The following is a 14960-nucleotide window of genomic DNA, read 5'->3' on the forward strand; positions in this document are numbered from 1 at the left end:
CGCTGCGTTTACACTCGTGTCAGTCCTTACCGACGGGCCTTCCCATGTACAGCATTTGTATCGTCGATGCCGAGGATGACGAGATTGCCGAGACCCTTGGCGATTTGCATCGGCTAACATTCTTCAACGGGGCGTCGTTGCCGCAATTCGAGATGGGAGCGTGGTGGCTCGCCTATCACAATGATGAGGCGGTCGCTTTCGCCGGCGTTGTGCCGTCGACCCATGCGCGAAACAGCGGATATTTCTGTCGAGTCGGTGTCTTGCAACGGCATTGGGGTCGCGGCCTTCAGCGCAGGCTCATGCGGGCGATCGAAGCGAGGGGACGGCGTGTTGGATGGGATAGCATCGTCTCCGATACAACGGACAATCCGGCATCTGCCAATAACTTTATCCACGCGCGCTATCGGCTCTTCGAGCCCGAGGTGCCCTGGGCCTGGTCGCATACGCTTTATTGGCGAAAATGGCTTCGCTGAGCGAACGAAGCGAGGTTTCCCGTGCCGCGGAACGTGACTTCGGCGGCGTGGAGTGGCCTGCGCGAGATAACCCAACGTGCCCGGAATATTCGACGGCCCGGCAGCTCGACGGCTGCCGGGCCCTTTTTGCGTATTGAAGCGATGCCGGTGAAGCACTTGCGAAGTTGGTGACGTCGGGCTTTAAGTTTGCCCTTGCAGGAAATTCGGCGACCATAAGCCGATGTAAGGGAGCGCTGTCGATGCCCACCAAGCCTCAGTTGCCGGAACGTTCACCGCGGGTCACGGGGGGCCCAACTGCGCTCGATGGTCTGCTGGTCATTGACTTCACGCGCGTCGTAGCTGGGCCGGCCTGCACGCAGACGCTTGCTGACTTCGGTGCACGCGTCATCAAGATCGAAAACCCGGACGGCGGTGACGATACGCGCGCCTACGAGCACGCCGAAATCGGCGGAGAGAGTGCCGCCTATCTCAGCCTGAACCGCAACAAGCGTGGTATTGCGCTCGACCTCACCGTGCCGGAAGCCCGCGAGATCGCTCTGGATCTGATCCGCAAGGCGGATGTGGTCGTGGAGAATTTTTCCAGCGGGGTGATGAAGAAGTTTGGCCTCGACTATGAGGCTGTTGCGCCGCTCAATCCGCGGCTGGTCTATTGCTCGATCTCGGCTTACGGACGAACCGGACCATTCGCCTCGCGCCCGGGTTTCGATCCCATCACGCAGGCGGAAAGTGGCTTCATGTCGCTCAACGGGTTTGCCGACGGCCCGGCTGTTCGTACAGGCCCGCCCATCGTGGACATGGCGACGGGGATGTCTGCCTGCAACGCGATCCTGCTGGCGCTATTGGCGCGGGATCGGCTGGGGCGCGGGCAGCACGTCGAGGTCTCGCTGTTCGACATTGCGATGGGGATGACCGGATTCTACGGCATGGCCTATCTGATCAATGGCGAGAACCCTGGCCGATTCGGCAATTCGCCGAGTGGTTCCCCCACCGTCGGCGTCTACGAGGCCTCTGATGGGCCGCTTTATATGGCCTGCGCCAATGACCGGCTCTATCGCCGACTGGTGGTTGAGGTGCTGAACAGGCCCGACCTGATCACCGATCCGCAGTTCGCATCGCGCAAAGCGCGCTCTGAGAACAAGGAGCTCTTGCGGGCAGCCATCGCTGAGGTCTTTGCAAGCGATACGCTCGAGAACTGGATGGCGAAGATGAAGCTGGCCAATATCCCGGTCGGCTATCTCCGGACGGTCGAGGAAGGGTTCAATGCGCCCGAGGCCCGCGAGCGCCATCGCCTCAGCCGGATTCCCCATCGTACAGCGGAATGGGTGCCCAACATCGAGCCGCCGATCAACATGAGCGTAACGGCGGCAGTCGATCCAGTGGCTGCTCCGCTGCTGGGCGAGCACACTGCGCACGTCTTGCGTGATACGCTCGGCTACGACGAACGTCGCATCTCGGAGCTCGCCCAGAAAGGCGTTTTTGGATCGGGAAAACCTTCGACGCCGGTTTGAGCCGGAGCGGTCGAGGGCAGGCTACCGGGCGACCGCACCTTCCAACGCTGCCACAGCTTGATTTGGCTAAGTTCCCGCCGCATAAATGTGTCGAAGCGAGGGACACGAATGGCGCCTGGTCAAGAGCCGAGCATGGGCCAGCCGACAAGGCAGGAAGCCATCGAACGCGCCTATGCGGCCATGATCGCGAAGGCCCGGGCGCTCATGCCACGGCTGCGGGAGCGGGCGGCGCGGACGGAGGAACTGCGGCACCTTCCTCCGGAGACCGAAAGGGATCTCCACGACGCTGGCCTCTTCCGAATGCTCCAACCGATGCGCGTCGGCGGTGCCGAGCTTGACTATGTCGCCCTTGTCGACTGCGCGGAACTGCTCGGCCAGGCGGACGCGTCAGTGGCGTGGAACCTTGCCAATCTGGCGAGCCATCACTGGATGCTCGGAATGTTCGAGCAGAAGGCGCAGGATCTGGCGTGGGGTCGTGACCCTGACACGCTGATCGCGTCCTCGTTCATTTTTCCCGCCGGGCGCGCCACGAGGGTCGAGGGTGGGTACCGGCTGCATGGAAGCTGGCCGTTCTCCTCGGGCGTTGCCTCCTGCGAGTGGAACATGCTTGCGAGCGTTGTCTACTCCGACGACGAAGCGGACGGCATCGAGTATCGAATCTTTCTGCTGCCGAAAGGCGACTACAAGGTGCTGGACACCTGGAATGTCACGGGACTGCGCGGGACGGGCTCCTGCGACGTCGAGGTCAGGGATGCGTTTGTACCCGACTACATGACGGTCGCCGTCGGAGATCTCGCCGGCGGCCCGACGCCTGGGAGCAGGGTCAATCCCAATCCGTCGTATACGTTGCCCGTGTTTTCGCTGTTTCCCTACGTCCTGTCGGGCGTTGCGCTCGGCAATGCGCAAGCGTGCCTCGACGACTATGCCGATGTCGCGCGCCATCGTATTTCGACCTACAATCGTGCAAAGCTCAGCGATTTTCAGAGCACGCAGATCAAGATCGCGGAGGCGTCGGCCAAGATCGACGCTGCGCGCCTGGTCATGCGTTCGGCCTGCCTCGATGCCATGAGCGATGCGCGGCGTGGTCACATTCCAAACATGGCCAGCAAGACCAGGTACCGGCGCGACGGAGCTTTCTCGGTCAATCTTTGCACAGATGCGGTCTCGATGCTGTTTGCGGCGAGCGGCGCCCGGGGCCTGTTCACGACGGGCGTGTTGCAGCGACAATTCCGCGATGCGCACGCGATCAACTCGCACCTCGCATTCAATTTCGATGCGGCCGGGACCAATTATGGACGCGTGGCTCTGGGCCTGCCGTCCGAAAATCTCACGCTGTGAGGCCGGCCGATGAATGATCTGCCGAAGCAGCCGGCCGTTCCCGATCCAGCCAATGAACTCGCAAGCGACAGCTCGCCGATTGACCCCCGCGATTTCCGCAACGCGCTCGGCACCTACGGAACGGGGGTAACGATCATCACCGCCACGGCTGCTGATGGAAAGCCTTATGGAATCACCTGCAATTCGTTTGCATCGGTTTCCTTGAATCCCCCTTTGGTCCTCTGGAGCCTTGGAGTCTATTCCTCGAGCCTCACCGTGTTTCAGAACGCGAGCCACTTCACCGTCCACGTGCTTGGCACATCGCAGCAAGCGCTTGCGAACAAGTTTGCAAAATCGTCCGACGACAAGTTCGCCGGAGTCGACTGGACGCCGGGCCTCGGTAACGCTCCGGTAATCGCCGAGAGCGTCGCCAACTTTCAATGCCGATCCGTCAATCGCTACTATGGCGGCGATCACGTGATCTTTCTCGGCGCGGTCGAGGCCTATGCCTACAACACCGGGAAGCCTCTGCTGTTTGCGCGGGGCATGTATGGCCGGTTCCTGGCTGACGACGAACGCAAGAAATCGCCGTAGAGTGTTTCGGAGCGTGTTCGGCAGCTCAATGCTCTGCCGCTGAAAGCTTGTAGATCTCCAGCGCGTCCGCATCCGCGCCGCGCGCGGCCTTGGCCAGCCTAAAGAGCTGCCCCGCAAGCGATGCCATCGGCACCGGCGTCGAGGTCGACTGCGCGACATCGGCAACCGTGTCGAGATCCTTGAGCATCGTAGCGATGTGACCGAGTGGCGGGGTGTGAATGCCCTGGACCATCCGCGGCACGAACAGCTGAAGCGGAATGGAATCCGCAAAGCCGCCAGCGAGCGCCTCGGGCAATCGGTTGGCATCAATTCCTGCGTTCACGGCAAGGCGCGTTGCCTCAGCGAGGACGGCCATCGCGCATCCGACGATCACTTGATTGCACAGCTTTGTCGTCTGGCCGGCGCCAGTGGGACCCATGTGGGTGAACCTGCGCGCCATGGCGAGGACGTAGGGGCGGACCCTCTCGATGTCGGCAGCATCTCCGCCGGCCATGATGGCAAGCGTACCTTCCTCGGCGCCCTTGGTGCCACCTGACACGGGTGCATCGATCCAGCCTGTGCCGTTCGCGTCTTTCAGGCGCATCGCCAAGCGACGCGCAGCGTCAGGATGAATCGACGAGAAGTCGACAACGAGCTTGCCGGCGCCGGCTGCAGTTGAAAGACCTTCGGCTCCGAAGATCACCTCTTCCACGGCCGCAGCATCCGTCACGCACATGAAGACGATGTCGGAGCTCGCCAAAATCTCGCGGGGGGTAGTCGCGCGCGTGGCGCCGGCTTCGACGAGCGGGGCGACCTTGCCTTCCGAACGGTTCCAGACATTGACCTGATAGCCTGCTTTGAGCAGACGCCGGGTCATCGGTGCCCCCATAAGTCCAAGTCCCAGATAGCTGAGCCGGTCGATGCCTTGCGGGTTTGTCCTGCTCGCGTCAGCCATAGGTTGTCTCCTCCTGTCGCAGCGCAATGGCGCGCGGCCGCCGCCTTACCATACATGGCGCATCCTGCGGCGAAACCAGCCTGCTTGCATGGCTTGCCTGATTGTTTGAACCATGAAACATTTGGGCCCGCCGGGTTGGGTGGCGCCGTCGGCGCCGAAGCAGCGGAGTGGGCGCGATGCGAACGGTTTCGAGGTGGATGCTGGCAACAGGGGCGGTGGCGGCCGTGATTGCTGGCGCAAGTCCCTCACGGGCGCAGCAGACGATCCGTGTCGGCTGGACGATCCCGGCTGAGGAATCCAAGTATTGGATGATGCGTCGGCCAGCTGAATTTCCCAATATCGGCAAAACCTACAATATCGAGTGGACGCAATTTCAGGGCACGGCGCCGATGACGCAGGCATTGGCAGCAGGCGCTCTGGATTGCGCGACGCAGGCACCACTGTCGCTCTCCAACGGGGTGGTTGGCGGCAATCTCAAGGCCTACATCGTGGCTCAGCACGTTTTCGAGAAGCCCGGCGGTTTCTCGGTCTACTGGGCTGTCATGGATGACTCGCCGATCAAAACGATTGCCGATCTCAAGGGTAAGACTGTCGGCATTTCCGTGATCGGCGGCGGTACGCAGGGCCCGTTCAACCTGCTCCTGAAGCAGAATAGCATCGATCCGGCCAAGGATATCAAGCTGGTTGAGGTCGGCTTTGCCGTCTCCGAAGATGCGTTGCGCCAGGGCCGCGTCGATGCGGTCAACATGAACCAGCCGTTTGCCGCGCGCGCCGAAGCCAAGGGCGGCACAAGGAAACTGTTCTCGCTGTCTCAAGCCATGCCGAACATCGTGCACATCCTCGAAGCCTGCCGTGCCGATTTCGTCGACAAGAATCCGGAGTTGGCCAAAGCTTATGTCCGCGACATCACATCAGGCATGAAGAAGGCGCTTGCAAACCGCGAAGAGACCCTGAAAGTCGTATCGGAGGTGCTGAAAGCGCCCATTCCGGTGCTCGAGACCTACTTGCTCAAAGATAACGATTTCGGTCGCGACCCCGGTGCGGCGCCGAACTTCCCCGCGATCCAGAAGATGCTGGACATCTACGCGGATACCGGGATGTTGCCGAAGCTGGACGTTGCGCAGTTCAAGCATCCGACGATCGTCGCGCCGCTGGAATAGGCGACAGAGTGAATTATCCGAACGATGAGATCGCGGCGTCCCGGATCATCCGGGACGTTGCATGAAGAAGATGCACGAATGAAGAAGTTGCGATCACGGGTCACGACGGACGGCCTCGACCGGGCCCCGCACCGCGCGTTCATGCGCGCAATGGGGCTCGATGACGCTGCGATCGCCAAGCCGATGGTGGGCGTCGTCAGCATGAAGGGCGAGCAAACGCCCTGCAACATGACCCACGACTTCCAGGTGGCCGCGGCCAAGACGGGAATCGAGGAAGCCGGCGGCACGCCGCGCGAATTTTCGACCGTGTCGGTCTCCGACGGCATCAGCATGAATCACGAGGGGATGAAGTTCTCCCTGTTTTCGCGCGAGCTGATCGCCGACTCGATCGAGGCCGTCGTCCATGGCCTCGCCTACGACGCGCTGATCGGATATGGCGGGTGTGACAAGACGCTTCCTGGCGTGATGATGGGCATGGTTCGCTGCAACGTGCCGTCCATTTTCATCTATGGCGGCAGTTCGCTGCCGGGGCGCGTGGATGGACGGACGCTGACGGTTCTCGATTCCTATGAAGCCGTCGGCAGCTTCATGACCGGGGAGATCGACGGCGCTACGCTGGAGCGGATCGAGCGTGCCTGCCTGCCGACTATCGGCGCGTGCGCTGGCCAGTTCACTGCGAACACGATGGGTATGGTATCGGAGGCGATGGGGCTGACCATTCCCAACGTCTCGATGGTGCCTGGTGTCTATGCCGAACGCGCGCAGATCTCGCGACGTGCCGGCCGGCTGATTATGGAGATGCTGGAACGGGGCGGGCCCCTGCCGCGCGACATCGTGACGCGGAAATGCCTGGAGAACGGTGCGGCGATCGTTGCCGCGACAGGCGGCTCGACCAACGCCGCGCTGCATCTGCCGGCGATTGCAAACGAGGCCGGCATCGCATTCACGATCGAAGATGTTGGCGAGGTCTTTGCCAGGACGCCGCTGATCGGAAACCTACGGCCTGGTGGCAAATACACGGCGAAGGATGTCTACAATATCGGCGGTGCTGCCGTCTTGATCCGCGAGCTGATCCAGAGCGGTCACATCGATGGCAGCTGCATCACTATCACGGGCCGCACGCTTGCCGAAGAAAATGGCGCGGCCAACGCTCCTGATGGAGAAATCGTTTATGCGGCCCGCGCGCCGATCATGTCCGACGGTGGCGTGGCGGTGCTGAAGGGAAATCTTTGTCCCGATGGTGCCGTGATCAAGGTCGCGGGGTTGAAGAGCCAATTCTTTGAAGGGGTCGCGCGCGTCTTCGAGGATGAGGAGGCCTGTGTCAAAGCGGTTCGTGACCGCAGCTATAAGGCCGGCGAGGTTCTCGTAATCCGCAACGAGGGGCCTGTTGGTGGTCCCGGCATGCGCGAGATGCTTGGCGTCACCGCACTGATCTACGGGCAGGGGATGGGCGAGAAGGTGGCCCTGATTACCGATGGACGGTTCTCCGGTGCGACCCGCGGTATGTGTATCGGTTATGTGTCTCCCGAAGCCTTTGTGGGCGGTCCGCTGGCGCTCGTTCGCGACGGCGACAGGATTCGGATCGATGCCGCAAACAGGGGGATGGATATGCTGGTCGACGAGCAGGAGCTCATTGCGCGCCGTCGCGAATGGAAGCAACGCCCGCCTCGCCACCGAGCGGGTGCGCTCGCAAAATATGCGAGACTGGTCGGTCAGGCGCCAGGCGGAGCCGTCACGCACGAAGGCCCGGCAGAATGGCCGTGGTTCGAATGACGCGGCGTACTCGTGCGAATATGGCCGCCCGTCTGGCAAGTTTCTTGCTAAGCTCGTGCCGCTGATGAGGACATTCAGCAGGTTGGCGCGCGAGTGAAGTGAGAGGCGGGATGAAGGTGTTGCCTTCGAGATCGAACGAATGGGTGAGATCGGTGACGCCACAAAAGCCGGCTTCTGCGATCATCGAGATCGACCGCGTCTCGCAGGTCTTTCAGACCTCGGCGCGCAAGGAGCATTTGGCGCTATCGGAGATCTCGCTGACGATCGAGGAAGGAGCTTTCGTCTCCATTCTTGGTCCGTCGGGCTGCGGCAAGTCAACGCTGCTTTACATCGTCGGAGGTTTCGTCAACCCGACCAGCGGTGCGGCGAAGATCAAGGGGCAGGCCATCACAGGGCCGGGTCCGGATCGCGGACCGGTGTTCCAGGAGTTTGCGCTGTTTCCCTGGAAGACCGTGCTGGGCAATGTGATGTACGGGCCGCGTCAACAGGGCGTGCGGGCCGCCGAGGCTGAAGCGCAGAGCCGGGCGTTGATCGAGATGGTCGGCCTCAAGGGCTACGAAAACTTCTATCCCAAGGAGCTGTCGGGCGGCATGAAGCAGCGCGTGGCGCTGGCCAGAACGCTCGCCTACCATCCCGAGGTCCTGCTCATGGATGAGCCGTTCGGTGCGCTCGACGCCCACACGCGGACGCGTTTGCAGAACGATCTCCTGAATATCTGGGAACGCGATCGCAAGACGGTCCTGTTCGTCACCCATTCGGTCGACGAAGCCGTCTTCCTGTCAGACAAGGTCGTGATGATGTCGAAATCACCCGGCCGCATCCGGCACGTGATCGATATTGATCTCCCGCGGCCGCGACGCCGCAATGAGTTGTTGCTCGATCCGCGCTATCAGAAATACGTCGTCGACATCGAGCGCATGTTCGACGAGAGCGACGAATTCGGGTCTCCTTCATGATGTCTCCGGCGGCCTTGACCAGACGGATTGCACCGGTGTTGGCCTGCGTGGGGCTGCTGGCCGTATGGCAAGTCGCCTCGCTCGCGCTGAAGAACGATAGCTTTCCGACAGCGATCGAGGCGATCCGTGCAATTCCGGACATCCTTGGCGACAAGGAGGCGCTGATCAATATCCTGGCCTCGCTGCGTCGCATGGCGATCGGGTTCGGCGTAGCGGTGATTTTCTCCATCCCGCTGGGCCTGTTGATGGGCCGTAGCCGCGCGGTCGCGGCATTCTTTAATCCGCTGCTGATGATCATCTATCCGGTGCCAAAGGCAGCACTGATGCCGATCATCATGCTGTGGCTGGGCGTTGGCGATATCACCAAGACGCTGGTGATCTTTCTCGGCGTCAGCCTGCCCGTGATCTATCACAGCTTTGAGGGGGCCAAGGCGGTCGAGGAAAAGATGTTGTGGTCAGGCGCGGCTATGGGGCTCTCACCGCTGCAACGTCTGGTCCGGATCGTATTGCCGGCGGCGCTGCCAGAGATATTGACCGGGTGTCGTACCGGTTTGGTGCTGGCGCTAATCACGATGATCACCAGCGAAATGATCGCCCGCCAGTCCGGTGCCGGAAACATCCTCTTCAATGCACTCGACATGGGCCAATACGACACCGTCTTTGCGATGATCATCATTGTGGGAGCCATGGGCATCTGCCTCGATGCGCTCTTCGAGCGGGTCCGGGCCAGGCTCGTGCGCTGGTCAGAACCTCAGTTCGATATTCCGCTGAGCTTCTCATGACATCGCGCCTTCTCTCCACAAACGTCATCCTCGGGCTAGCGCCGATTGTGCTGGTAATCGCCCTGTGGCAGGGCCTCGTGTCATTTGGCTTTGCGCCTGCGGTCTTGCTGCCGCCACCGGGATATGTCTTCAGCCGGTTGTTTCAGCAATTCGTGACGTGGACGTTCCAGCAAGAGATCGTGGCAACTCTGATCCGGTTGTTTGCAGGTTTTGCGATTGCGGTTGTGCTTGGCGTCACCATCGGCGTCGCCGCTGCCGCCAGCCCCGCAATCAATGCCGTGGTTCGGCCGATCGTACGCGTATTGGCGCCGTTGCCCAAGGTCGCGCTCTACCCGGCGCTGCTGTTGCTGCTCGGCTTCGGCCACGGATCGAAGATTACGTTGGTAGCGGCGGATGCGCTCTTTCCGATTCTGTTGTCCACCTACTACGGCGCCTCGACCGTCGAGCAGAAGCTGATCTGGTCGGCTATGGCGGCGGGAACGCCGCGCTATGAAATCCTATTCAAGGTGGTGCTGCCGGCGGCGATGCCATCGATCTTGACCGGCTGTCGGATCGGCCTTGTCATTTCCTGCATCGTCGTGTTTCTGGCCGAGATGATCACGTCGACGGACGGGCTGGGCCATGTGCTCGTCACGGCGGCCCGGACGTTCCAGGCCGTCGACATGTTCGTACCGCTGATCACGATCTCGCTGCTGGGGTTGATCTTGAACGGTCTGTTGGGTGCCGTGCGATCATACCTCGTACGGGGCTTTCCCGAGGCGTGATCTGACCGAATAAGAAACCAGAAGACCGGGAGTGAACCATGCTGGCTGATCGCATCGAGGCAAAATGGATCGACGCGTTTTGCGAAATCTTTGAGCGTTGCGCCGTCAAGGCTGGCGATACTGCGGCGATCCTCTCGGAAACCCAGTCGCGTGCGCTGAATGTGCATCTGGCGGAACTCGCGCTGCTGCGAATGGGCGCGCGGCCATTCCATGTGGTGATGCCGACGCCGCGCAACCGCAACATCGTTCCGGTTCGTTCGACAGGCGCGAGCGAGGCGATCCACCGGCTCGGCCCGGTGATCAGCGCGCTTCAGCAGGCCGGCTTTGTGGTGGATTGCACCATCGAGGGCCTGATGCATGCCGTGGAGACGCCCGAGATCCTCAAGGCCGGCGCGCGTATCCTGGTGATCTCCAACGAGCATCCCGAGGCGCTGGAGCGAATGGTGCCGGATCTCGCGCTCGAGAAGCGGGTTCGAGCGGCGGCGAAGATGCTGCGCGGGACCAAGCGGATGCGCGTGACCTCAAAGGCGGGCACGGCGCTCGATGTCGATATGGTGGGTGCGTCGACGGTCGGAGTCTGGGGCTGGACCGACAAGCCCGGCACGCTGGCGCATTGGCCGGGCGGCATCGTCGTAAGCTTTCCCAAGAGGGAGACGATCAACGGCACGCTGGTGATGGCCCCTGGCGACATCAATTTGACTTTCAAACGCTACCTGACGTCGCCGGTGAAGCTGACCTTGAAGGACGATTATGTCGTCGAGCTGGAAGGCGAGGGCACGGATGCCGCGATGATGCGCGCCTATCTCGCTGCCTGGGGCGATCGCGAGGCCTATGCGGTCTCGCATGTCGGTTTCGGCATGAACCCGGCTGCGCGCTATGAAGCGCTTTCGATGTACGACCAGCGCGACACCAACGGCACGGAAATTCGTGCCGTCTCGGGCAATTTCCTGTTCTCGACCGGCGCGAACGAATTTGCCGGCCGCTACACCGCAGGCCATTTCGACTTGCCCATGATGGGAACCACCATCGAGCTCGATGGCGTCCCGGTGGTGCGGGAAGGTGTGCTCCAGGACGTCTTCGGCTAGTTGCGGTCGAGCACGGGCGGGCGCGCCAGCTCGAAGTGCCGGAGCAGGTCGACCATGGCCTGAAGCCGCTTTGCCCGATACGCGTCGACATCGAGGCCGGAATAATCGAGAAAGCCTGCGCCCGTTCGCAGGCCGATCCGCCCTTCGTGCATGTTCCGTGCAATGACGTCCGGCGCGCGATAGCGGTCGCTGCCGAGCGCGCCTTCGAGATAACGGCTGGCATAGTACAAGATGTCGCCGCCGCCCCAGTCGATGAATTCAAGCAGACCGAGCACGGCGTAGCGGAAGCCGAAACCATAGCGGATCGCCTTGTCGATCTCCTCGGCGCTCGCGACTCCTTCCTCGACCATGCGCGCGGCTTCGTTCATGGCGAGCGCCTGGATGCGCGGGACGATGAAGCCTGGCGTCGCCGCGCAAACCACAGGAACTTTGCCGATGCCCTCCAGCAGCGCCTTGACCTCTTCGATGATGGCGGGATCGGTGGTTTTGCCGGGCGAAACCTCGACCAGCGGGATCAGATAAGCGGGGTTGAGCCAGTGCACGTTGAGGAAGCGCCGGGGATTCACGATCACACCCGAGAGATCGTCAACGAGGATGGTCGAGGTGGTCGATGCGATGATCGTGTCCGGGCCTATCTGCTTTGAAGCCGCCTCCAATACCTCGCGCTTGAGTTCGACGACTTCCGAGACCCCCTCGAAGACAATGCCGGCGTTGGCCAGTGCTGCGGCGCTTTGGCTTGCCGGCACCACCGAGACCCGCGCGATGAGCGGGTCGACATCGGCCTCGGTCAGCAATCCGAGCTTCGACAGGCTGGCGAATGTCTTTCCGACTTCGCCGAGCGCATCCGCCTCCAGCCTGGCGAAGTCCTCTGCAGAGCGAGGTTTGACGTCGATCATCGTGACCCTGTGCCCCGCATAGGCGAACGCGACGGCGATACCGCGCCCCATGCGGCCGGCTCCGAGACAGGCGATGTTGGCGCGACTGGTCATCGATCAGTATCCATTGCGAAGCAGCGTCTGCAATTCGGCCTTGCTGAGGTTGCCAAGACCAAGCGTATCGAGCGTTCGCCCGCCCTGCATAAAGTTCTCACCGCAGATCGAGCCACCGATCGCCAGGAAAGCCCTGGCTAGCGGTGTGGCCACGCCAGCCAGGCCGGCGACTGATACCAGCAACGATAGTCCAAGCCTCAAATCCTCACGCATGTAGCGGTGCTCAGTCAACACGATCCGTTCGCGCCAGTCGCCGGAATCCGTCAGCCGGTCATGCGAGCCGCGGCCATACATCCAGATCTCGCCTTCCTCGGCGTAGTGATGGACGAGCGGGAAGTGCGGCGCGCCGTAGCCGAGCGCTTCGCGCACGGTGATCCGCTCTGCGTCGAGCGCGTCGGTGACCCGGCGGATCGCGGCTTGCGTTCCTTCCCTGTGGATGTCCCATCGTTCGAAATGCTCGATCGGCCCCGCATTCATCACGATCAGTGGCGGGTGGATGATGGGGCCAGCATTCATCAGCGCGCCGGACAGCGCGTCTCCGCATGGTTCGATTGCGTCGGGGAAGGCGCGTCCGATCACTTCGAGCGCGTGCGGTGCCTGACCGAGTGGAAAGACACCGACCGGCAACCGCTTGGCGCGGATCGTAATCGCGATCTCGAACGGCCCGTGCTTGCGGGTCAGCCAGGGCAGCGTTCCGGTTTCGGCAAAGCTCGCCTTGGCGTGGTTGCCGGCATCCCTCGCTGCCTTCGCGAAGATCATCGAGCCGAATGTCGCTGGCGGCAGAAATACGACCTGGCCGTCCCGCAGGTGCGGAGCAAGCAACCGCGCGATGTCCGGCTGGGCGAAGGCGGGAGCCGGGCACACGATCAGCTCGGTGCCGGTAACGGCTTCTGCGATGTCGGTCGTCACCAACGCCAGCTTCACGTCGTGCCGGCCGTTGTGGTCCTTCACCAGAATGCGCGAGCCGGCCGCGCGATGTGCTGCCACCTGATCCGCGTCGCGGCGCCAGAGCCGGACGTCATGCCCCGACAGCGCAAAATCGCCCGCGGCCGCGAAAGAGCCGTTTCCCCCACCCAGAACCGCAATCTTCAAGACGCTTCTCCTTGCGCGCGCGACTGCGCATCAAGCTGTTTCAGCAGAAAATGTTGCACTTTGCCCAACGCGGTGCGCGGCAGATCGGTGACGAAGACGATATCGCGCGGAACCTTGAAGCGGGCGAGTTGTGCCTGAAGGTGCGCTCTCAGTTCGTCGGCTTCGAGCCGGCATCCGGACCGCCGGATCACATAAGCGATCGGCACTTCGTCCCAGCGCGGGTCGGGCCGGCCGATCACGGCGCATTCGCTGACATCGGGATGCTCGAGCAGGACGCGCTCGACCTCGGCCGGATAGACATTCTCGCCGCCGGAAATGATCATGTTCTTCTTGCGGTCGCGGACCCAAAAATAGCCGTCGGCGTCGCACAGCCCGATATCGCCGGTGCGATACCAGCCATCGTGCAGGGCATCGCGCGTCGCATCCGCATTGCCCCAATATTCGAAGAACACGTTGGGCCCTCGTACTGCGATCTCGCCCGGTGTGCCCGGCGGCACTTCGGCGCCGGCCTGATCGATCACCTTTGCTTCGCAACACAGGCCGGCAAGTCCGGTCGATCCCGCACGCGAAAGGTCGCCGCCGAGCCGGGTGTAGATCGCGATGGGGCAAGTTTCCGTTGAGCCGTAGACTTGAAGCACGGGGACGCCGCGAGTGACAAAACGGTCGATCAGGTGCGGTGGCACGATGGTCGAGCCGGTGGCGACGGCTTTGAGCGACGAAAGATCGGCCGCGGGCCAGGTGGGGTGCTCGCTTATGGCCTGGATGATCGCCGGTACCATCACTGTTAGCGTCGGCCGTTCCTGTTCGATGGACGCAAGCGCGGTGTCCGGAGTAAAGCGCGCGTGGATCGTGACAGTCGCACCGATCTGGAGCGCCGGGGTGGTCTGGATGTTGAGGCCACCGACATGGAAGAATGGCAGCACCGTCAGCACATGATCATCGGAGGTCATGTTGTGCATGTGCTGGCTCATGACGCCGTTCCAGAACAGCGCCTCCTGCCGGAGCACAGCTCCCTTTGGTCGTCCGGTCGTCCCTGATGTGTAGACGATGAGGAGCGGGCATGAGAGATCGGCCTGCGGATTGCGGGCGCTGCCTTCACAGCGCCCCAGCAGCGTTTCGAATGTCGTGCCGTGCTGCGGCTCGAAATCGAGACCGACGATGGCAATCCCCGGCGCAGCCTGGGCAAGCTCCGGGAGAACTCCTTCAATGGCCTGCTCGAGCACCAGCACCTTGGCGCCGGCATCGGTGAGAATGAAGAGCTGCTCGGCGACCGCCAGCCGCCAGTTCAAGGGCACGAGCAATGCCCCAAGCCGCGCGCACGCGTAGAGCAGTACTAAATAGTCCGGCCGGTTCAAGCTCAGGATCGCGACGCGGTCGCCTCGACCGACGCCGAGTTGCTGCTTCAAGGCCGTTGCGGTCTGCTCGATACGCGCGGCGAACGCCGCATAGCTCAGCCGCTCCCCATCGAAGGCGATGGCCGTCTTGTCTGGCGCGAACGCCGCGTTGCGATCGATCAGACTACAGAGGTCCACC

The 14960-nt window shown here is 62.3% G+C and carries 14 protein-coding genes; 10 read left to right on the plus strand and 4 right to left on the minus strand.

Going from position 1 to position 14960, the window contains the following annotated elements; all coding sequences use genetic code 11:
* The first annotated feature begins 44 nt into the window (after window positions 1-44).
* The 4 genes from B5V03_RS34510 (at window position 45) to B5V03_RS34525 (ending at window position 3892) form a co-directional block, all read left to right on the plus strand.
* Window positions 45-473 (plus strand): GNAT family N-acetyltransferase, encoded by a 429-nt coding sequence (locus tag B5V03_RS34510; RefSeq protein ID WP_129274820.1) that lies wholly within the window; start codon window positions 45-47, stop codon window positions 471-473.
* Between the two features lie 239 nt (window positions 474-712).
* Window positions 713-1981 (plus strand): CaiB/BaiF CoA transferase family protein, encoded by a 1269-nt coding sequence (locus B5V03_RS34515; RefSeq protein WP_164988488.1) that lies wholly within the window; start codon window positions 713-715, stop codon window positions 1979-1981.
* A gap of 132 nt (window positions 1982-2113) precedes the next feature.
* Window positions 2114-3319, plus strand: coding sequence for an acyl-CoA dehydrogenase family protein (locus B5V03_RS34520; RefSeq protein ID WP_245502428.1), 1206 nt, complete (start codon window positions 2114-2116; stop codon window positions 3317-3319).
* 9 nt (window positions 3320-3328) lie between these two features.
* Window positions 3329-3892: a flavin reductase family protein gene (locus B5V03_RS34525; RefSeq protein ID WP_129274823.1), complete on the plus strand. Its 564-nt coding sequence runs from the start codon at window positions 3329-3331 to the stop codon at window positions 3890-3892.
* A gap of 25 nt (window positions 3893-3917) precedes the next feature.
* Here B5V03_RS34525 and B5V03_RS34530 read toward each other — a convergent pair whose 3' ends face one another.
* A complete protein-coding gene (locus B5V03_RS34530; RefSeq protein ID WP_129274824.1) occupies window positions 3918-4826 on the minus strand; it encodes an NAD(P)-dependent oxidoreductase in 909 nt (302 codons plus the stop codon).
* A gap of 176 nt (window positions 4827-5002) precedes the next feature.
* Here B5V03_RS34530 and B5V03_RS34535 point away from each other — a divergent pair, with 176 nt between their 5' ends.
* From B5V03_RS34535 to B5V03_RS34560, 6 genes are all read left to right on the plus strand, one after another.
* The gene (locus tag B5V03_RS34535) at window positions 5003-5986 is read left to right on the plus strand and encodes an ABC transporter substrate-binding protein (protein ID WP_129274955.1); all 984 of its coding nucleotides are present in this window, start codon (window positions 5003-5005) and stop codon (window positions 5984-5986) included.
* A gap of 78 nt (window positions 5987-6064) precedes the next feature.
* A complete protein-coding gene (ilvD, locus tag B5V03_RS34540) occupies window positions 6065-7759 on the plus strand; it encodes a dihydroxy-acid dehydratase (RefSeq protein ID WP_129274825.1) in 1695 nt (564 codons plus the stop codon).
* 110 nt (window positions 7760-7869) lie between these two features.
* Entirely contained in the window at window positions 7870-8715 is an 846-nt protein-coding gene (locus B5V03_RS34545) for an ABC transporter ATP-binding protein (RefSeq protein WP_129274826.1), read from the plus strand.
* Window positions 8712-9497, plus strand: a complete 786-nt coding sequence (locus B5V03_RS34550) for an ABC transporter permease (RefSeq protein ID WP_129274827.1) — start codon at window positions 8712-8714, stop codon at window positions 9495-9497. The genes B5V03_RS34545 and B5V03_RS34550 overlap by 4 nt, the downstream gene beginning before the upstream one ends.
* A complete protein-coding gene (locus tag B5V03_RS34555; RefSeq protein WP_129274828.1) occupies window positions 9494-10261 on the plus strand; it encodes an ABC transporter permease in 768 nt (255 codons plus the stop codon). Before B5V03_RS34550 ends, B5V03_RS34555 begins: the two co-directional genes overlap by 4 nt.
* A 38-nt stretch (window positions 10262-10299) precedes the next feature.
* Complete coding sequence (locus tag B5V03_RS34560; protein WP_129274829.1) at window positions 10300-11346, plus strand: peptidase M29; 1047 nt, start codon at window positions 10300-10302, stop codon at window positions 11344-11346.
* Here B5V03_RS34560 and B5V03_RS34565 read toward each other — a convergent pair.
* The 3 genes from B5V03_RS34565 to B5V03_RS34575 are packed head-to-tail and all read right to left on the minus strand — an operon-like array spanning window position 11343 to window position 14959.
* Window positions 11343-12335, minus strand: a complete 993-nt coding sequence (locus B5V03_RS34565; RefSeq protein ID WP_129274830.1) for a 3-hydroxybutyryl-CoA dehydrogenase — start codon at window positions 12333-12335, stop codon at window positions 11343-11345. The two genes, B5V03_RS34560 and B5V03_RS34565, sit on opposite strands and share 4 nt — an antisense overlap.
* A 3-nt stretch (window positions 12336-12338) precedes the next feature.
* Window positions 12339-13427, minus strand: a complete 1089-nt coding sequence (locus tag B5V03_RS34570; protein WP_129274831.1) for an NAD/NADP-dependent octopine/nopaline dehydrogenase family protein — start codon at window positions 13425-13427, stop codon at window positions 12339-12341.
* Entirely contained in the window at window positions 13424-14959 is a 1536-nt protein-coding gene (locus tag B5V03_RS34575; protein ID WP_129274832.1) for a class I adenylate-forming enzyme family protein, read from the minus strand. The genes B5V03_RS34570 and B5V03_RS34575 overlap by 4 nt, the downstream gene beginning before the upstream one ends.
* Window position 14960 lies beyond the last annotated feature (1 nt).

The sequence above is a fragment of the Bradyrhizobium betae genome (assembly GCF_004123905.1).
GTDB lineage: Bacteria > Pseudomonadota > Alphaproteobacteria > Rhizobiales > Xanthobacteraceae > Bradyrhizobium > Bradyrhizobium betae_A.

Bases quoted from the DNA above. Each gene is read 5' to 3' on its own strand.
- B5V03_RS34520 (WP_245502428.1), top strand. From the start codon at position 2,114: ATGGGCCAGCCGACAAGGCAGGAAGCCATCGAACGCGCCTATGCGGCC.
- B5V03_RS34545 (WP_129274826.1), top strand. From the start codon at position 7,870: ATGAAGGTGTTGCCTTCGAGATCGAACGAATGGGTGAGATCGGTGACG.
- B5V03_RS34565 (WP_129274830.1), bottom strand. From the start codon at position 12,335: ATGACCAGTCGCGCCAACATCGCCTGTCTCGGAGCCGGCCGCATGGGG.
- B5V03_RS34525 (WP_129274823.1), top strand. From the start codon at position 3,329: ATGAATGATCTGCCGAAGCAGCCGGCCGTTCCCGATCCAGCCAATGAA.
- B5V03_RS34530 (WP_129274824.1), bottom strand. From the start codon at position 4,826: ATGGCTGACGCGAGCAGGACAAACCCGCAAGGCATCGACCGGCTCAGC.
- B5V03_RS34535 (WP_129274955.1), top strand. From the start codon at position 5,003: ATGCGAACGGTTTCGAGGTGGATGCTGGCAACAGGGGCGGTGGCGGCC.
- B5V03_RS34510 (WP_129274820.1), top strand. From the start codon at position 45: ATGTACAGCATTTGTATCGTCGATGCCGAGGATGACGAGATTGCCGAG.
- B5V03_RS34515 (WP_164988488.1), top strand. From the start codon at position 713: ATGCCCACCAAGCCTCAGTTGCCGGAACGTTCACCGCGGGTCACGGGG.
- B5V03_RS34550 (WP_129274827.1), top strand. From the start codon at position 8,712: ATGATGTCTCCGGCGGCCTTGACCAGACGGATTGCACCGGTGTTGGCC.
- B5V03_RS34560 (WP_129274829.1), top strand. From the start codon at position 10,300: ATGCTGGCTGATCGCATCGAGGCAAAATGGATCGACGCGTTTTGCGAA.
- B5V03_RS34555 (WP_129274828.1), top strand. From the start codon at position 9,494: ATGACATCGCGCCTTCTCTCCACAAACGTCATCCTCGGGCTAGCGCCG.
- ilvD (WP_129274825.1), top strand. From the start codon at position 6,065: ATGAAGAAGTTGCGATCACGGGTCACGACGGACGGCCTCGACCGGGCC.